Annotated in this window: 17 protein-coding genes; 6 read left to right on the top strand and 11 right to left on the bottom strand. The window is 41.5% G+C overall.

Annotation, left to right across the window (positions count from 1 at the left end; genetic code table 11):
• Positions 1–193: 193 nt before the first annotated feature.
• Positions 194–1,129 (bottom strand): porin, encoded by a 936-nt coding sequence (locus tag ACHSBP_RS09415; protein WP_010562084.1) that lies wholly within the window; start codon positions 1,127–1,129, stop codon positions 194–196.
• A gap of 291 nt (positions 1,130–1,420) precedes the next feature.
• On the opposite strand from ACHSBP_RS09415, the gene ACHSBP_RS09410 reads away from it, so the two are divergent.
• On the top strand, positions 1,421–2,653 hold the full coding sequence (locus ACHSBP_RS09410; protein ID WP_010562085.1) for a response regulator: 1,233 nt from the start codon (positions 1,421–1,423) through the stop codon (positions 2,651–2,653).
• On the opposite strand, the gene rarD is transcribed toward ACHSBP_RS09410, so the two are convergent.
• Positions 2,640–3,530, bottom strand: coding sequence for an EamA family transporter RarD (gene rarD / locus ACHSBP_RS09405; protein ID WP_010562086.1), 891 nt, complete (start codon positions 3,528–3,530; stop codon positions 2,640–2,642). The two genes, ACHSBP_RS09410 and rarD, sit on opposite strands and share 14 nt — an antisense overlap.
• A 158-nt stretch (positions 3,531–3,688) precedes the next feature.
• On the opposite strand from rarD, the gene recQ reads away from it, so the two are divergent.
• The 4 genes from recQ (at position 3,689) to ACHSBP_RS09385 (ending at position 8,978) form a co-directional block, all read left to right on the top strand.
• Positions 3,689–5,512: a DNA helicase RecQ gene (recQ, locus tag ACHSBP_RS09400; protein ID WP_010562087.1), complete on the top strand. Its 1,824-nt coding sequence runs from the start codon at positions 3,689–3,691 to the stop codon at positions 5,510–5,512.
• 15 nt (positions 5,513–5,527) lie between these two features.
• Positions 5,528–5,803 carry a DUF3630 family protein gene (locus tag ACHSBP_RS09395; RefSeq protein WP_010562088.1) on the top strand — a complete coding sequence of 92 codons (276 nt, stop codon included), beginning with the start codon at positions 5,528–5,530 and terminating at the stop codon, positions 5,801–5,803.
• A gap of 61 nt (positions 5,804–5,864) precedes the next feature.
• Complete coding sequence (locus ACHSBP_RS09390) at positions 5,865–7,133, top strand: amidohydrolase family protein (protein WP_395388689.1); 1,269 nt, start codon at positions 5,865–5,867, stop codon at positions 7,131–7,133.
• 120 nt (positions 7,134–7,253) lie between these two features.
• The gene (locus ACHSBP_RS09385; RefSeq protein ID WP_010562090.1) at positions 7,254–8,978 is read left to right on the top strand and encodes a BamA/TamA family outer membrane protein; all 1,725 of its coding nucleotides are present in this window, start codon (positions 7,254–7,256) and stop codon (positions 8,976–8,978) included.
• Here the strand turns inward: ACHSBP_RS09385 and ACHSBP_RS09380 are convergent.
• From ACHSBP_RS09380 to ACHSBP_RS09355, 6 genes are all read right to left on the bottom strand, one after another.
• Positions 8,975–10,117: an ABC transporter permease gene (locus ACHSBP_RS09380; RefSeq protein ID WP_010562091.1), complete on the bottom strand. Its 1,143-nt coding sequence runs from the start codon at positions 10,115–10,117 to the stop codon at positions 8,975–8,977. The two genes, ACHSBP_RS09385 and ACHSBP_RS09380, sit on opposite strands and share 4 nt — an antisense overlap.
• On the bottom strand, positions 10,114–11,043 hold the full coding sequence (locus tag ACHSBP_RS09375; protein WP_010562092.1) for an ABC transporter ATP-binding protein: 930 nt from the start codon (positions 11,041–11,043) through the stop codon (positions 10,114–10,116). The genes ACHSBP_RS09380 and ACHSBP_RS09375 overlap by 4 nt, the downstream gene beginning before the upstream one ends.
• Entirely contained in the window at positions 11,040–11,978 is a 939-nt protein-coding gene (locus ACHSBP_RS09370; RefSeq protein WP_395388688.1) for an HlyD family secretion protein, read from the bottom strand. Before ACHSBP_RS09370 ends, ACHSBP_RS09375 begins: the two co-directional genes overlap by 4 nt.
• A gap of 164 nt (positions 11,979–12,142) precedes the next feature.
• A complete protein-coding gene (locus ACHSBP_RS09365; RefSeq protein WP_395388687.1) occupies positions 12,143–13,327 on the bottom strand; it encodes an NAD(P)/FAD-dependent oxidoreductase in 1,185 nt (394 codons plus the stop codon).
• A gap of 82 nt (positions 13,328–13,409) precedes the next feature.
• A complete protein-coding gene (locus ACHSBP_RS09360; protein WP_394228488.1) occupies positions 13,410–13,682 on the bottom strand; it encodes a c-type cytochrome in 273 nt (90 codons plus the stop codon).
• Positions 13,683–13,980: 298 nt separating this feature from the next.
• The gene (locus ACHSBP_RS09355) at positions 13,981–14,523 is read right to left on the bottom strand and encodes a DUF2058 domain-containing protein (RefSeq protein ID WP_010562096.1); all 543 of its coding nucleotides are present in this window, start codon (positions 14,521–14,523) and stop codon (positions 13,981–13,983) included.
• A 158-nt stretch (positions 14,524–14,681) separates the two neighbouring features.
• On the opposite strand from ACHSBP_RS09355, the gene ACHSBP_RS09350 reads away from it, so the two are divergent.
• Entirely contained in the window at positions 14,682–15,824 is a 1,143-nt protein-coding gene (locus tag ACHSBP_RS09350; protein WP_395388686.1) for an MFS transporter, read from the top strand.
• Here the strand turns inward: ACHSBP_RS09350 and ACHSBP_RS09345 are convergent.
• The 3 genes from ACHSBP_RS09345 to ACHSBP_RS09335 are packed head-to-tail and all read right to left on the bottom strand — an operon-like array spanning position 15,810 to position 17,477.
• Positions 15,810–16,298, bottom strand: coding sequence for a prolyl-tRNA synthetase associated domain-containing protein (locus ACHSBP_RS09345; protein ID WP_395388685.1), 489 nt, complete (start codon positions 16,296–16,298; stop codon positions 15,810–15,812). The genes ACHSBP_RS09350 and ACHSBP_RS09345 overlap by 15 nt on opposite strands.
• On the bottom strand, positions 16,291–16,689 hold the full coding sequence (locus ACHSBP_RS09340; RefSeq protein WP_395388684.1) for a hypothetical protein: 399 nt from the start codon (positions 16,687–16,689) through the stop codon (positions 16,291–16,293). The genes ACHSBP_RS09345 and ACHSBP_RS09340 overlap by 8 nt, the downstream gene beginning before the upstream one ends.
• Positions 16,689–17,477 carry a class I SAM-dependent methyltransferase gene (locus tag ACHSBP_RS09335; protein ID WP_395388683.1) on the bottom strand — a complete coding sequence of 263 codons (789 nt, stop codon included), beginning with the start codon at positions 17,475–17,477 and terminating at the stop codon, positions 16,689–16,691. The genes ACHSBP_RS09340 and ACHSBP_RS09335 overlap by 1 nt, the downstream gene beginning before the upstream one ends.
• Between the last annotated feature and the right edge of the window lie 87 nt (positions 17,478–17,564).

Below are 17,564 nucleotides of genomic sequence, written 5' to 3'. Positions count from 1 at the left end.
CGAGCAACAATGAGAAAAGTGCGCTCAAAAGAACCGTTCGGCAGCGCTTGATTGGCTTTTCTACTGTGTTATCGGCTGGCTCACATAGAATAACTATGCCACGCAGCCTCTGCCTTGTATAAAACCCTATCAAACTGCTGCAAAAACGAACTTGAAAGGTCAACAGACCCTAGTGTTAGCAATATAAGCTCGATTAGAACTTGTATTCCATACCAATCGCTAGGTAATCGTTATCTGTAGTTTCGTCTTTCTCTTGCTTAGTGTAGAAAGCGAATAGCTTAGCGTTTTTGTTAAGCTTGTAATCAACACCAACAGACGTTGCTACTTTGTCATCTGCATCCGCATCAAACTCAAGTACTTGGTATTGTGCTTTTAATGTGTAGTCGTTAATTTTGTATGCAGCATTAACTAAGAAACCATCTGCTGACTCAGAGCCATCGATTTTTTCTTGTGTTTGGTACATTGCACCTAGTTTAACGCCCGCTACTTTACCGTGAATTGAACCACGAACAACGTCATAACCTTTTACTTCGCTATCTACCGCAACAGATGCGTAAATCGCAGATTTTTTAAGGCCTTTATCACCATAGGTTACTGCTGCTGAGTAACCATTGTCAGCGTCAGCTGAATCTTCAGCAATTACAGAACCAATAACTTGGAAACCGTTAAACTTAGGTGTTTTATAAGTAATTGAATCACCCATACGGTTTTCACCTTTGAATACGTTTTTGATATCGCCTTCAAGGTCGTTGAATAGGTCTAGTTTACCTTGTGATTGCTTTAATGCTGTGTCGTTACGACCGATTAATACTTCACCAAAACCGCCTTGTAAACCAACGTACTGGTTACGTGACTTAAGATGGTCATCACTGCTGTTTGAAGCATCTGACATATCAACTTGCCACTCAAGCTTATAAACAACTTTTAAGCCTGACTCTTCACTAAGTGTCTCACTGCCTTTTACACCAAAACGAGACGCGTTGCTTTTAATTTCAGTAAAAGAGCCTTCGCCTTCATCGCTATTTTGTACTGTAACATTCGCTTTACCGTAAACGTTTACATCAGCCATTGCAGGTGCTGAAAGTGCAGCTAGTAAAGATAAAGCAAGGGGAGCCTTAACATTTTTCATGTGAAAACCTCTAAATGAGTGAAATATATTTGTAATCAATTTGAACGAGGCGCAGTGTGTCATCAATACGTGACAGAAATATTACACTTGAAACTTTTTTTTCATTTTTCTGTATTCAAATTGTCACCCACCAGCAAATACAACACCTGAACGAGAATAATCACATTAAGAAAAGTGACATTTAGCTGTCATGTTTATGTATAGGAACAATAAATTAGCAAAATATCTTCACAGAGTTTGTTTATACCACTAAACTAAAAATTATAATTTAAACAACTATAATGAAGTACAGTGCTGCCTAAACTATTGTTAATTGAAGACAATCCCTCAATTTCTAAAATACAACGTCATGTTGCACTTAGAATTGGCTATCAAGTCGATATTGCCGATAGCCTTGCCGCTGCAATTAATTTAATTGAAGTAAATGAATATTTTTGCGCTGTAGTTGATTATGTTCTACCCGACGCATCAAATGGTGAAGCCATTCCATTAACGATTGGCGCATCAATCCCAACGATTGTAATGACAGGGAAATTAGACGACAAAACCCGTGATACTGTAATGCAGTACCCAGTTGTTGATTACATCACTAAAGAAAGTCGCCAAGCATATACCTACTTAGAAACACAGCTTAAACGCTTGCCGCGCAATGAAAACGTGCGTGTACTTATTGTTGATGACTCAAGAAACACGCGCAAACTAATTAAAAGCTATTTGCTGAGACACAAATATTTAATAGCCGAAGCCGAAGACGGTATGTCGGCACTTGAAAAGCTTGAGCAGTTCGATGACATCAAAGTCATTATTACTGACAACGAAATGCCAAATATAGACGGTGTTACCTTAACTCGTAAAATTCGCGAAAAATTCAATTCTGAAGATAAAGTAATTATTGGTATTTCAGGTACCGACGATAATCGCGTATCGGCTAATTTTCTTAAAAATGGCGCTGACGATTACCTGCGAAAACCGTTTTACCCAGAAGAGTTTTATTGCCGCGTAAGCCAAAACTTAGATATGCAAGAAAACATTGCCACTATTCGTCGTCAGGCTAATTCGGATTATTTAACAGGCCTGCCAAATCGTCGATACTTCTTTGAGCAAGCAAATAGCATACTGAAAAGACAAAAATTTGCACACCAAGTAGCAATGCTCGACATCGACCATTTTAAAGCAGTAAACGATAACTATGGCCACGATGCTGGCGATATCGTGCTAAAAGAAGTATCACGCTTATTTGATACCATGTTTGGCAAAGATCACTTAGTTGCTCGCCTAGGTGGTGAAGAGTTTGCCGTATTGTTTAAAGATGAAAATCACAAAGACAATCAAGCACTACTTGAGCAATTTAGAGAAACCGTAAGCCAGCTGCAAATTGATTGTGCCAGTAAAACACTCTGTGTAACCATTTCGATTGGGGTTACCGTAAAAGATACACAGAGTACAGACGAAGTGTTAAAGCTTGCTGATTTGTGCCTGTATCAAGCAAAAGAGCAAGGCAGAAACCGCGTTATTGTGGGTTAACCGCTACGCGCTTTGCGTTACGGTAAGAATCAAAACTAAATAACGCAAGTGCAGACCAAATAAAACCAAACGTTACCATGCGGTCAGCACTAAAGGTTTCACCATAAAACAGCACTGCTAAAATAAACATTAAACTTGGCCCAATGTACTGGAAAAAACCAAGAGTTGAGTACTGAATACGACGCGCAGCCGCTGTGAAACACAGTAGCGGCAGCGTAGTCACAATACCTGCACTAATTAACAATAAATTAAGCGATACGCTATTACTGGTTAAATCACTGGTTGGTGTGTCCAACCCCCACCAATAAATTAGCGCTACCGGCAACATAAATAACGATTCAATCAACAAACCAGGCAAGGTATCGACCGGTAGTTTCTTTCGAATTAACCCATAAAGCGCAAACGAGCTTGCTAAGCTAAACGCAATAACCGGAAACGAACCAAAGCTTATAAGTTGAATTACCACGCCCGTTACCGCCAGTACGACCGCAACTAGTTGTATTTTGCGTAAATGTTCTGATAAAAACAGCACACCCAGCAACACATTTAACAACGGATTGATGTAGTAACCTAAGCTGGCATCCAACATATGGTTGTTATTTACCGACCAAATAAACAACCCCCAGTTAAAACCAAGTAACGCAGCGCTCAGCAATAACCAGCCTGCTGTTTTAACATTAAACAACGCACTTTTAATCAAACGCCATTTTTTAACTACCGTAAGAATCACTAATAAGAATAAAACTGACCACACCACACGATGTAGTAATATTTCCATCGCGGCAACATGATCTATTGCCTTAAAATAAATTGGGGCGAGCCCCCACATTAAAAATGCAGCGATGGCAAAAATAACGCCTTGCTTTTGACTTTGCATATCAATCACTCAACAACTCAGGGAGCGCCAGTTTAGGGATCTGCTCAATTTAAGTAAAGACAGCGCGATAAAAAGACTTTAGAATTAGCGCTCGCTAAATCGCATGCTTTGTAAGTCAATGCAGATAACATAATGCCAATCGAATACACCTTAATGTAATGGAAAATCAACAAGCGACCCAACCAGTAATGCAGCAACAAACGCCTCACAGCGTATTAAGTTCAGTATTTGGCTATAAGCAATTTCGTGCTGGGCAAGAGCAAGTCATTGACGCAGTGCTTGCAGGTCAAGATTGTTTGGTTTTGATGCCAACCGGTGGTGGTAAATCATTATGTTATCAAGTACCTGCATTACTGTTACCCGGTATTACCATTGTGGTCTCGCCGCTTATTTCCCTCATGCAAGATCAAGTCGCACAGCTAAAAGCACAAGGTGTTGCAGCGGCATACATTAACAACAGCCAATCGCGCGAAGAGCAGCAATTAATTTATCAAGGCCTGCACCAAGGCCAAATTAAAATTTTATATGTAGCACCTGAGCGACTGCTTACTGACGATTTTAGTACCCGCTTACAGCATTTAAATATTGGTTTATTTGCCATAGATGAAGCGCACTGCGTTTCTCACTGGGGCCATGATTTTAGACCTCACTACTATCGCTTAGGGCAACTTAAACAACGCTTTAGCCATATTCCTATTATGGCACTCACTGCAACGGCAGATATTGCCACGCGTAACGATATCGTGATGCAACTGGGTCTTACTAATGCCCATATTTATACGGGCAGTTTTGACCGCCCCAATATCCGTTACACCATTGAAGAAAAATTCAAACCGCTTAGTCAGTTGATGCGCTTTTTAAAAGAGCAAAAAGGGCAAAGCGGTATTATTTATTGCTCAAGCCGAAAGCGCGTTGACGACATAGCTGAAAAGCTCGTTGATGCAGGCTATAACGCTGCGTCTTATCATGCTGGGCTTGAAAATGAACAGCGCTCATTTGTGCAAAACGCCTTTGCGCGGGACGATATTCATATAGTCGTGGCGACTGTTGCCTTTGGCATGGGAATTAATAAACCGAATGTGCGTTTTGTTATTCATTACGATATTCCTAAAAACATCGAGTCGTACTATCAAGAAACCGGTCGCGCAGGCCGTGATGGCCTCTCAGCCGAAGCCATTATGTATTTTGACCCTGCCGATGTACCACGCGTAAAACGCTTTTTTGATGATATTCCCGATGAGCAACGTCGTAAGGTAGAAGAGCAGCGCTTTAATGCCATGGCCAGCTTTGCTGAAGCACAAACCTGTCGCCGCCAAATACTGCTTAATTATTTTTCTGAGTATCAAGGTAAGCCTTGCGGAAACTGTGATATTTGTTTAAATCCGCCAAAACAATTTGATGGAACTGAACTGGCTCAAAAAGCATTAAGTTGTGTTTATCGCGTCGAGCAAAAGTTTGGTATGGGTTATGTGATTGAAGTATTACGCGGCGCCAATACCATTCGTATTCGCGAAAACCAACACGACCAACTTTCAACGTTTGGCCTTGGCAAAGACAAATCGGTTGAATATTGGCTGAGTATTTTGCGTCAGCTTATTCACCACGGATTATTGCACCAAGATATCACGCAATCATCTAGCTTACGCTTAACCGAAGCAGCTCGCCCAGTATTAAAAGGTGATTTTGCCCTGCAACTAGCCGAACCGCGACTTGAAGTGAAACACGTTTACAAAGACAAACTTGCACGCTTTAACTACGATAAAAAGCTATTCGCCAAACTTCGCGGCTTACGTAAAGAGCTGGCTGACGCGGAAGATGTACCACCTTATGTGGTATTCAGTGATGCTACGCTTGCTGAAATGGCGCAAAAGATGCCAACCAGCGATGCCGAATTCCTGAAAGTATCAGGTGTTGGATTTACCAAACTCAATAAATATGGCGCCTACTTTATGAATGCCATTCGTATGCATTTAACCAGCTAATTATTGGAGCATATAATGACTAGCAAAGTCCTTTTCTCAGACCATATTTTAATTACCCCTGTTGAACTGCCAGATGATGAAGAATTTGAGCTGTGGGCAAGTATTTATCTTCACAATGATGCAATTTCATCGTTAGAGTTTGAACAAGGTGCCGACCGTCACTTAATGCGCTTCAAATTTAAAAACACCTCGTTTAATTTAAACTTTGAACACTATAGTCAAAGCATTTGGATTAATAGCGACAGTCAGCAAGATCTTGAATTATTACCCGAGCTCTATTCATCGCTTTAGTTTTGACATTACTTTTCACCATGCTAGCGTGAGGTAAAACAAAACAATAAGAACAATAGCCATGTTTAAAAAATCGTTACTCACGCTCGCCCTATTCGCTGTTCCAAACTGCTTTGCAGCACAAACCCTCATTCACGCAGGCGAACTAATGGTTCACGCCGATAAAACGCCACTTTCAAAGCAAACTATTATTATTGAAGACGACAAAATCGTCAGTATTCAGGCCGGTTTTCAACAAGCCAGTAATGAGCAAACACTGATCGACTTATCTGACAGCTTTGTAATGCCAGGCTTAATGGATATGCACGTGCATTTGCAGTTTGAATTAGGGCCAGACAACGACGCAGAAATTGCCAAAGTATCACCCGAACTAATCGGTATGCGCAGTGCCCATTACGCCAAAAAAACCTTAGAAGCCGGTTTTACTACAGTGCGCGATCTTGGGTCCGATCCACAATATATGTATGCCCTGCGTGATGCCATAAACAAAGGCTGGCTTGAAGGGCCGCGCATTATTGCTGCAGGTGGCGTTGCGATAACTGGTGGTCACCTTGATAGCAGTGGCGTGCACCATGAAATGCTGGACAAATTTGCTAAAAAAACTACCTGCGATGGCCCTTATGATTGTCGCCGAGCGACGCGTCACGCCATAAAATATGGTGCCGATTGGATTAAAGTTGCCGCTACAGGCGGCGTGTTAACAGACCGTGCAACCGGTACAGGCCAACAAATGGAAGACGATGAACTTAATCAAGTGGTTAAGGCTGCAAGCACCATGGGCAGAAAAGTAGCTGCGCACGCTCACCAAGAAGATGGCATTATTGCCGCTCTTGAATCCGGTGTTGCCAGTGTCGAGCACGGCTCTTACGCAGGCACAAAAGCCTATAAACTGTTCAAGAAAACCGGCGCGTATTTGGTGCCTACTTTGCTTGCTGGTGAAACCGTTGTTGAAATGGCTAATAACTCAAACTTTATGAGTGATGCGATAAAAGCCAAAGCGATCCGTGTTGGCAACGATATGAAAGGTAATTTCTTTAATGCCTATAAAGCCGGTGTGAACATTGCTTACGGCACCGACAGTGGGGTATCAAAACACGGTACCAACGCGCGTGAAGCTGTACTGATGGTTGAGGCCGGAATGCCAGCAAAACAAGTGCTCAAATCGGCCACCATAAACAGCGCAAAGTTACTTGGTTTGGAAAATCAGCTAGGCACTATCGAAAGCGGTAAATTTGCCGACATTATCGCCACTAAAGCCTCGCCATTACAGGATATACAGCAGTTAATGGACGTCACTTTCGTGATGCGTTCAGGCCAAGTAGTTAAGTAATAAATTATTATATTTTAATTAGTTATAAGCAGCCATTGGCTGCTTTTTATTTGCTTTAATTTCTGCAAGACTAAAATTAATGGTATAGAATTAAAATAAATCCAAGTAAAAAGGAGCGTTATGTCAGTATTAAAATTTAGCCGTTTTAGCGCACTTTTTTGCCTTGTTTTCGTGCCATTTTATGGCTATTGCGCAGCGCAAGCAGACGCCACTTCCAAGACGGACATTTTTTCGTTAAGCCAATGCCAATGGCTTGCTGATCAGCCAAAAGATCGTAAAAGTAACTTTGATATTGAAAGCATTGATAACTCCAAACTTCCCGATGCCCCCAATGCGATTATTAGTGATATTCGACTCGTTCGACATAATATTTTTGATACTAACAACCCTAAAGAAGATAACTTTTTATTTCGTGGTTTAAATACACTTAATATCGTCACCAAAGAACACGTTATTTTGCAGCAATTGCTGTTTCAACAAGGTGATAAATACGACCAACAACTGCTACGCGAATCAGAGCGTATTTTGCGTGATGCACGCTATTTATACGATGCTAAAATTGAAGCTGAACGTGATTGTGACGACAATATTGTGGTTACTATCACCACCAAAGAGTTGTGGACACTCACTCCAGAAATAAGCTATAGCCGCAGCGGCGGCGAGGATAAAACGCAACTTGGTTTTCGCGATACAAACTTGCTTGGTTTAGGTAAACGCGTTTCGCTTTCCTGGCGCAGCGATGCCGACCGCACTGGTTATACTTTTATCTATGATGACCCAAATATATGGGGCAGCCGTTATCGTAGCCGTTTTGAATTTAGTGATAATGACGATGGTGAACGCGTCTATTTAGACTTTAAACTCCCCTTTTATTCACTCGCATCACAGCAAAGTTATGGTGCTGTTACCTTAGATGATACAAAAGAGTTGCCACTTTATTATCGCGGTGATGTGGTATCGGAATTCAAACAAGAGAATCAAATTAACCAAGTATTCTATGGCCAAGGCAGTAAGCTGGGCAGCTGGACTAACCGTTGGCTTGTAGGCTGGCAACAAGAAGATTTTAAGTTTGAACAAATCGCTGAAACCACTTTACCGTTAGCCAAAGATCGCTCACTTAATTACCCTTGGCTTGGCTATCAGCTAATTGAAGATAGATACATTACCTTGAGTAACTTCGACTCAATTGGCCGCACCGAAGATTTAAACTTAGGTTGGAATGTATTTGCCCGACTTGGCTATTCAGACGAAAGCCTTGCTGATGACGATAGCCGTGTTGTGCTTGAAGCCAGCGCCGCAAAAGCGTTTCATTTAAATGATAGTATGCTGTGGCGCTTGTACACGGGGGTACATGGTTATTGGAACACAGAGCAACAAAAAAGCGAAAACTTACACGCTTACTTAGATACTAATTTTCTCTACAATAGCAGCAGCTATCGCGCATGGTTTGCTAATCTTTCACTGCGCTATGGTGGCAACTTAACAGCCGATCAACAACTGACTCTAGGCGGTGATACAGGCCTTAGAGGTTACCCACTTCATTACCAAATGGGCGACCGCTCTGTGTTGCTCAATCTTGAAAAGCGTTATTACTGGGAGTATCACTTACTGCAACTGTTTAAAGTGGGTGGGGCTGTGTTTTTTGATGTAGGCCGCGCTTGGTTCCCCGATAAAAACAACGGCGAAAATGGCCAATTTTTAAAAGACGCAGGCATTGGCTTACGCCTTGCGCCAAGCCGTGCAACTGCAAAAACCGTCATTCATATCGACCTTGCCTTCCCGCTCGATAAAGATGACGAAATAGATACAGTACAATGGGTGATTAAAGTAAAAAACCGTTTTTAGTCTAACCGCTTTTTAAACCGCAATGACGCAATGATCAAACCAACTAACGTAAAACCCATTAACCAAAGGGCATCATAGGTCATATCACTCACTTCCACATCGCGCAGTACAATCGCCCGCATGGCTCTAATGTAATGGGTTGCAGGTAAGCCTTCGGCAATATACTGCGCGACTTCCGGCATGCCTTCATACGGGAACATAAAGCCTGAGAGTAAAATAGACGGTAACAACACAAACACCGTTAATTGCATGGCTTGCAGTTGGGATTTTGCAATGGTTGAAATGATTAATCCTAATACCAAGCTAGCTGAGATAAACAACAAGGTCATCAGCGCAAGCTGTAATAGCGACCCCACAACTTTTACATCAAATACTAAATAACCCAGCGATAAAATAATGGTTACTTGCAGTGCGCCAATAAAAATAAACGGAATAATCTTCGCAAGCATTAACTCAAATGAGCTGATTGGCGTGTTAATCAGCATTTCTAAATTGCCCCGCTCTCGCTCGCGCACAATTGCCGCTGAGGTAAACATCACCATGGTCATAGTCAAAATTACGCCAACTAACCCTGGCACAATATTCACTACACTGCGCTGGGCAGGATTATAATATGGCGTTACCGCAAAGGTGGTGACTTGACGATTAACAGGCTGCTTCATAAGTTCACCGAGCGGCATATTGGCAAGCCCTTTAATTGCGCCTGTGATCATAGTGTCTGAACCATCCACCAGCCATTGTCCAATCGGCCTAACCAGCTGGTAATTACTTGAATTTGGCGTTGCGCTGCCAAGTGCTTGATGGCGAGAAAGACGCTCAGCAACGTCGCGCGGAATAACCAAAACGGCTCTTACTTTCGCTTGCGCCATAGCCTTTTCCGCCAAAATAACACTGGGATATTTAGCAACCACTTTAACCGTTTGACTGGCTTCAACCGTTTGTGTGAGTACGCGGCCAAGCGCCGAATTACTTAGATCTACCACCGCAACGGGAATATCACGAATTTGCGTATTAATCGCAAAACCAAATAATAACAACTGCACTAAGGGGATCATCACCACCATAGCAAAGGTGGTTTTGTCGCGCTTTAGCTGAAGCAGCTCTTTTTTAACAATCGAAAAAATACGAGATAGATTCATATCGTTTGCTCCCGATTGCGCTCCCCCGTTACGCTAACAAACACATCTTCAAGGTTCGGGCGCACCGCTTTAGCGGCTACTACATCGTCAAATTGTAAAAGCCATGTTTCAGCATCATTAACTGAATTATCAACAAGTACCCTAAGTCTTGCGCCAAGCTGAGTCGCAGAATGAATGTGCGTAAGTGATTCTAAGCTGCGTTTAGTACTGCGCGAATTGTTCACCTCTACTTCAACAACTTGGCAATTTAGATTAGCCATTAACTGTTCGGGCGAATCATCGGCGCGTTTAATGCCTTTTTCTAAAATTGCCAATTTATGGCAGCGTTCGGCTTCGTCCATGTAATGGGTTGAAACCAAAATGCTCGTGCCCAACTCACTTAAATCAAATAGCTTCTCCCAAAAATCACGGCGGTTTTCAGGGTCTACTGCTGAGGTTGGTTCATCTAAAAAAAGTAACTCAGGTTTATGAATTGTGGCGCCAGCTAGGGCTAAGCGCTGCTTTTGCCCGCCACTCATGCTACCGGCAAGTTGATTTGCTCTTGCTGCTAAGTCATAAATTGCTAACAACTCATCAATACGACTACGTTTATATTTTCCTTTTAAACTGTAAGCATCCGCTAAAAACGCAAGATTTTCCGCTACGGTTAAATCATCATAAAGTGAGAATTTTTGCGTCATATATCCAATTTTATAACGTAGTAAGTTAGCTTGTTTTGGTAGTGATAAACCAAGTACCGAAACATCGCCACTTGTGGGCATTAAAAGCCCGGTTAGCATACGAATGGCCGTGGTTTTGCCGCAACCATTTGGCCCTAAAAAGCCGTAAACTTCACCTTTATTTATGGTTAAATCAAGCTGATTAACAGCGATTACTTCACCAAACTGCTTGGTTAATCCATTAGCATTTATAACCGCGTCACTCATGGTAGCCTTGCCTCAACTGGCAAACCAGAGGGTAAATCTTGGTATTTTGCTGGTAATTGGACTTCAGCAAGATACATTAAACGGGTACGGTCATACTGATTTAAACCATAGTACGGAGTAAAAGCGGCTTCATGGGAAAGCCAACGTACAGTGCCATTCATTTGCTCTGATTGCTCGGCAATAGTCACTGTTAGGCTGTCGCCCACTTTTAATTTTGCCCGCGCTTGTTGTGGCAAATAAATGCGCGCGAAAGGCGCTTCGCCCGCAAGCACAATCGCAACAGGGCTACCTAAGGTAACACGCTCTCCTAAATTCCAAGGTAAGTTATCCAAAAGGCCATCACGGGTTGCGGTGATATTAAGTTCACTTAGTAATTTTTCTTCTGCACTAAGTAACGCTTGCTGGGCTTTAACATTTGCTGCGGCGACTTGTAAATCTTCCACTCGCGTGCCGTTAGTAAGTTCGGTTAGTTGCTGCTTTGCCGCTTCAACATTGGCGGTTGCTGCGTCTAAATTGGCTTTTGCACTGTCTAGGCTGATTTTAGGTGCGAGGTCTTTTGCCACAATTTCTACGGCACGGTGGTAGTTCTGCTGCGCCTCTACTAAGTTAGCCTTATTAGCAGCAAGCGTGGCTTGCGCTCTTGCCACCTCTTCTTCGCGGGCACCGTTTTTAAGTTTAATAAAATGTGCATTCGCAGACTCTAAATCGGCTTTCACTTTGGCAACACGGGCTAATTGCTTAGTATTATCTAATTGCGCTAGCACATCCCCTTGTTTAACCATACTGCCACGCGCTACTGGCAACGCAATTAATACCTCATTGACTGTTGCCGAATGGGTTATGCGATCTCGCTCTAACGTGCCAAGAGCAACACTCTGCTCATCACTGCACCCAGCTAATAAAATAAACACGAAAATACTAAGCCACGCTTTCATCTGCCTGAACTCCCTATCAAAAATAAAGGCGAGTCTTTAAGCTAACAAAAAAGCGTGAAAAATAAACTATTTAAATTGTGAAAGGCATGTTTTTAATGAGCAAACGTGGCTTACATCAAGTTTGCTCGATATAGAATGGAGGGTTGAAACTGAACTTAATTTATTTAACAGGCTTGGCCGCACGCCCAACCTGAACTCCATGCATACTGGAAATTATAGCCCCCGAGCCAGCCGGTGACTTCGGTCACTTCACCAATAAAGTAAAGCCCTTTAACTTTATTCGCTTCAAATGTTTTAGAGCTTAATTCAGCGCTATTTACACCACCTAAAGTCACTTCAGCGGTTCTATAACCCTCTGTTCCATTAGGTTTTATTTTCCAGTTATGAATAAAATTAGATAATTGTTCAATTTCAGTGTGAGATAACTGATTAATCGCTTTATCTGGAATATCACCACCAGTTACTAAAATTTCAATAAAACGCTTTGGCAATACACTTCCAAGCACATTTTTAAGCGATTTTTGACCATTAGATTGACGTTGTGTATGAATTTCCCCCGCAAGCTCTAGCTCTGGTAACAGGTTAATTGATACTGTCTGACCCGCACGCCAAAATGATGAAATTTGCAGTATTGCTGGCCCCGATAAGCCGCGGTGGGTAAACAACATATTTTCTTTAAACTGTGTGCCATCTTCAGCAGTTACAATACTCGGTACACTAATGCCCGATAAAGCTTCAAAACGCGCCTTATCGTGTTGATGCAGCGTAAATGGCACTAAAGCAGCCATTGTTGGCAATACATCTAAGTCAAACTGCTCTGCAATTTTATAACCGATTGGTGTAGCGCCTAGTTTTGGCATGGTTAAACCACCAGAAGCCACCACCAGCGACTCACAGCTATAGCTTGTTTCACTGGTTATTACGGTAAAACCACTTTCGGTTTTTTCCACGCTCAGTACTTCTTGGCGAAGTTGGATTGTCACCCCTGCCCATTCGCATTCGGTTAATAAAATATCGACAATATCTTGCGCTGAGTTATCGCAAAATAGCTGACCGAGTGTTTTGTGGTGGTAGGCAAGACCATGGCGATCAACGAGTTCAATAAAGTCATGTTGGGTATAACGGCTTAAACACGATTTAACAAAGTGGGGATTTGTACAAAGATAATTTTCTGGCGAGGCATTTTCGTTGGTAAAATTACAACGGCCGCCGCCACTAATCAGGATTTTACGGCCCGGTTTTTTACCCATATCAATCACGGTTACAGAGCGTCCACGATAACCTGCTTGTGCGGCACACATTAAACCAGCGGCACCCGCACCTATAACCAATACATCAACCTGAACCATTTTTATTACCCGCTTCGCTATTTTGGCCGCGCATTATAAACAAAAAAAGCCGCATCTGCGGCTTTTTGCATCAATAAAGTAATTATTTTACTTTAGATAAATAATCAGCAATTGCTTCTAGCTCTTCATCAGTCACATTAGCAACCATTGCTTTCATCGCAGAAGCCATGCCATTGTTGCGCTTGCCTGATTTAATGTCTTTCATTTGAGCAAGAGCGTACTCTTTGTTTTGACCTGCAAGTTTAGGATAAAGTGGCATAATTGGAGCTTTACCTTCAGCCCCATGACACGTTTGGCACATTTTAGCTGTATAAAGTGCTGCACCATCCGCTGCGATTGCATTGCCTGACGCCATGCCCACAAGTGTTAAAGCCGCTACACTGAGCGTTTTTGAAAGTTTATTCATATTATAATTCCATCTCGACGGTAAATAATTCTCAATTGCAATATACTGTTGAATCAACAAGTTAAACTCGCACTAACCTATTGTAGACCACTTTCATACTGTTTTGTAAAGATAAAACAGTATAAAAAACAAACAAGCATGCAAGATTGAGTCGCTAAGCGAACGTTACCTTGCGTTTGATCAAATTTATTTACTTAACCACAAATAAAAATGCCTCAATAAAATGAGGCATTTTTTACACAGTGGATTACCACATGATGTCATCTGGTATTTCAAAGTCTGCGTAAGGATCATCTTCATCCTTTTGATCTTTTTCCGGCTCGGCATGCAGTACAATATACTTTTCGTCTACCTCAGCAATTTTGCGTGCAGGTTCATCAGGTAGTACATAGAACTTGCCCTCTAAATAGCAAATAGCCAACAAACCTTTTACCAGTTGTTTGTGAGTAATCTCATTAACTTCAAGTTCTTTGATTTTGCTTTCAAAGGTAAAGTTAAAGGTAACATCACCACTAATCTCATCTTGGTTATGATGCTCTAGAATTTGTTTAACGCGAGCTACCTGCTCTTTTTCTTTTAGTTCGGCCTGCTTCTGCGCATTTACTTCAGCTGCTTTTTTAGCTTGCTCAGCTTTAGTTTGCTCAATATGCTTTTGCAAATCGGTTGGGTTACTGGTTGCGCCTTTTTTCTTCTTCTTTTTGTTTTGTTTACGCTTTTCTGATTTAGCAACCTTCATATTATGCTCAGTAGTAAGGCCTGCTTTTAGCAACTGATCTTGTAATGAACCCATGATTAATTCTCTTATAAAAGTATTAGCGTTATTTTATAACAGCCATTCACCAGATGTGAAGCCAGCATAACTTAAATCAAGGAAAAGTTAGCTTAAACTAAGGTTAAGCAATTAAAAATACGGTACAATTTGGCCGTTATAAACAACCCTCTCTCACCATGAAGTTTATACATTTACTTTTGTGCTCGGTCTTTACGTTTTTTGTATTATATGGACCACAGCCAATTTTGCCTTTACTGGCAAAGTCATACCATTTAACGTCTGCGCAGGCGGGCTTGCTAATGACAGTAACTATGCTGCCATTGGCGGTTGCACCATTAGTTTATGGCTACCTACTACTTCGTATAAACTCTCTCTCATTATTAAAAATAGCATTGTTTTTATTGGGTATTAGCTGTGCGTTATTACCTTTATCGCAAACGTTTCAGCAATTACTTATTATTCGATTTCTTCAAGGTTTACTACTGCCGGCAGCGCTCACCGCAATGACCTCGTATATTGGCGAACATTATCGCTACAGCTTTTTGAGTAAAGCAGTCACAAGTTATATTTTAAGCACAATTGCAGGTGGATTTTTAGGACGCGTTGTCAGCGCTTCAATAAGCGAATACACCCATTGGCAGGTTTATTTTTATTTGCTCGCAATTATATTAGTGCTGTTATCACTTAGTCTTGCCAATAAAAAAGTGCGTGATTATGTCGGCCAAAGAAACGTACCGGCATCACTTAAAGAGAATCTACACAAGGTAACTAAAGGCAGCACTTTGTACCTTTATTGCGCCGTATTTGGCATGTTTTTCTGCTTTACTGCGCTATTAAATTACTTACCTTTTATTTTGCAAAACGATTATCAGTTTACCAGCTCAAAAGATATTGGTTTGGTGTATTCAGGCTATCTATTAGGTGCTTGTTTCTCATTATTAAGCACCCGTTTGCAAAACCTCACACAAGGTAAAGTTAACTTACTAGTGATTAGCTTTGTGGTATATGCGCTCAGTATTACAAGCTTATTTTCAACCACGTTTCCGCTCTTTTTTATCGGTTTTACGGTGTTTTGTGGGGCGATGTTTATTATTCATGCCAGCGCCTCCGCATTACTTAACCAAATCAGCTATGCGCCCAGCTCGCTAACTAATGGGCTGTATGTATCTTTTTATTATTGTGGCGGTACGCTGGGGTCATTTTTGCCAGGGCTTATTTATCAGCACGCTGGCAAAAGTGCGTTTTTAATGACCTTGCTACTGATGTGTGTGGCTTCAGGCTTACTGGTAGCTAAATTTAAACGCTTACAAACTCACTAACTCAACACTGTGATTGGAATATTCAAATACTTTAAGTAAGTCGTTTTTCTGCATTAACCAAGTTTGGGTATTATCAAATGGATGGCAGTGAAACAAATCAGATTGCCATATCGCATCGTCCACCCATAGTTGCACCGCATTTTCCGCATCATTTAAAAGCGCCAACATGGAAACACACCCCGGATTTACCGCTAAATATTTCGCCAAGCGTTCATTTGAGGCAAAGCCCAAACGTGACAATCCTTGTGATTTTGATAAGGCTTTTAAATCGACCTGTTTATTAGGTGACGTAATGAGCAAAAAATGTCGTTTACCGTAGTTATCGCGTAAAAATAAATTTTTTAAGCGCGTTCCGGGGCGTTCCAACAACAGACGATCTGCCTCTACTGCAGTATGTAGCGGCGGATGTGATATTTTTTCACAGTCAATTGCCAGCTCGCTGAATACCTTTTCAAGAAACGCAATATCAGTCATCGCAGCGCCCGCTTAATCTTACGCTGTAGTCGCGCCATTTAACTTCTTCTATTTGATAACTATCTTGGCAGTAGTTTTTCTTTTTTAATTCAGCGTCAAGTTGCAGTGCTGCTTTATCTTCAAGATCGAGTTTAAGTGATGATGAGTCGACAAAGTTCTCTTGCTTTAGTAATTTTTTAATCTCTGACTTTGTCAGTTGACGCTTTTTATTTATGAGCTTTTGTGAACCCGCCTTTACCGTGACTAAATATGAAAATAACTTAGCGCCATCATTGCCTGTTATCGTTCTTAGCTGTTGATTAACTATCTCAAAATCTTCAGGCTCTGGTGCCGACTTCGCACAGCCAATTAACGCAGTAGCGCTCAGCACCGTTATAATTATTTGTTTCATTAAGGATTCCATACTGCTTGTGGCAACTTAATTGTTAAACACGCCATGGTTGGCGGAAAATATTCAGAAAACGCCATTGAATGCCAATCATCTTCAAACATATCTACCAACACTAAACCGTTATCTAGCTGACCTTTAATTTGCTCTTCAAATGAATGACTAAACACCAGTGGCTCATCTTGCTCTTTTAGCAATGCCAGTTCTGCTTGGGTTAAGTTATTAATGTCACTAAAGGGTAACTTGTGCCTTACTTTAGTAATGCCTTTTTCAGCCTCAAACCAATCAAATATATACGCTGCGGGATTGATAAAGCCACTTAGTAAACGCCCGTTTACTTTTAATACACGAGCAGCTTCTGCCCAAAGGCCAGATATATCAGGCACAAAATTATTAGAACAAGGGTGGAAAATTAAATCAAAGCTTTCATTTTCAAAACAGCTCAAGTCTGTCATATCACCTTTAACGGTTGTTAACGTTAGGCCATCGCGCTTGGCAACCTGCGCATCTTGCGCAAGTTGATTTTCAGATAAGTCAAATACGGTTACATCAGCACCCGCAGCCGCTAAAATAGGCCCTTGCTGACCACCACCTGAAGCAAGACAAAGCACTTTTTTGCCTTTAAGATCGCCAAACCAGTTATGAGGCACACTTTTATGTGGTGTTAAAACAACTGACCACTCACCTTTTCGTGCCGCGTCTACTTGTTCAGTCGTGACAGGTTGAGTCCACTCATTATTTGCTTCAACCTGTTTATTCCATGCATGATTGTTATAGTTTTTAATATCCATTGGTCTCTCTCGCACAATTAATGTGCAAACAAGCGAAAATTATCTTTTATGCTACAAAAAATACTTGACCAGTGACAGAAAAAAAAT

This window comes from Pseudoalteromonas sp. XMcav1-K (assembly GCF_044005875.1).
Taxonomy (GTDB): Bacteria; Pseudomonadota; Gammaproteobacteria; order Enterobacterales; family Alteromonadaceae; genus Pseudoalteromonas; species Pseudoalteromonas spongiae.
This window is presented reverse-complemented; position numbering and strand designations above follow the sequence as displayed.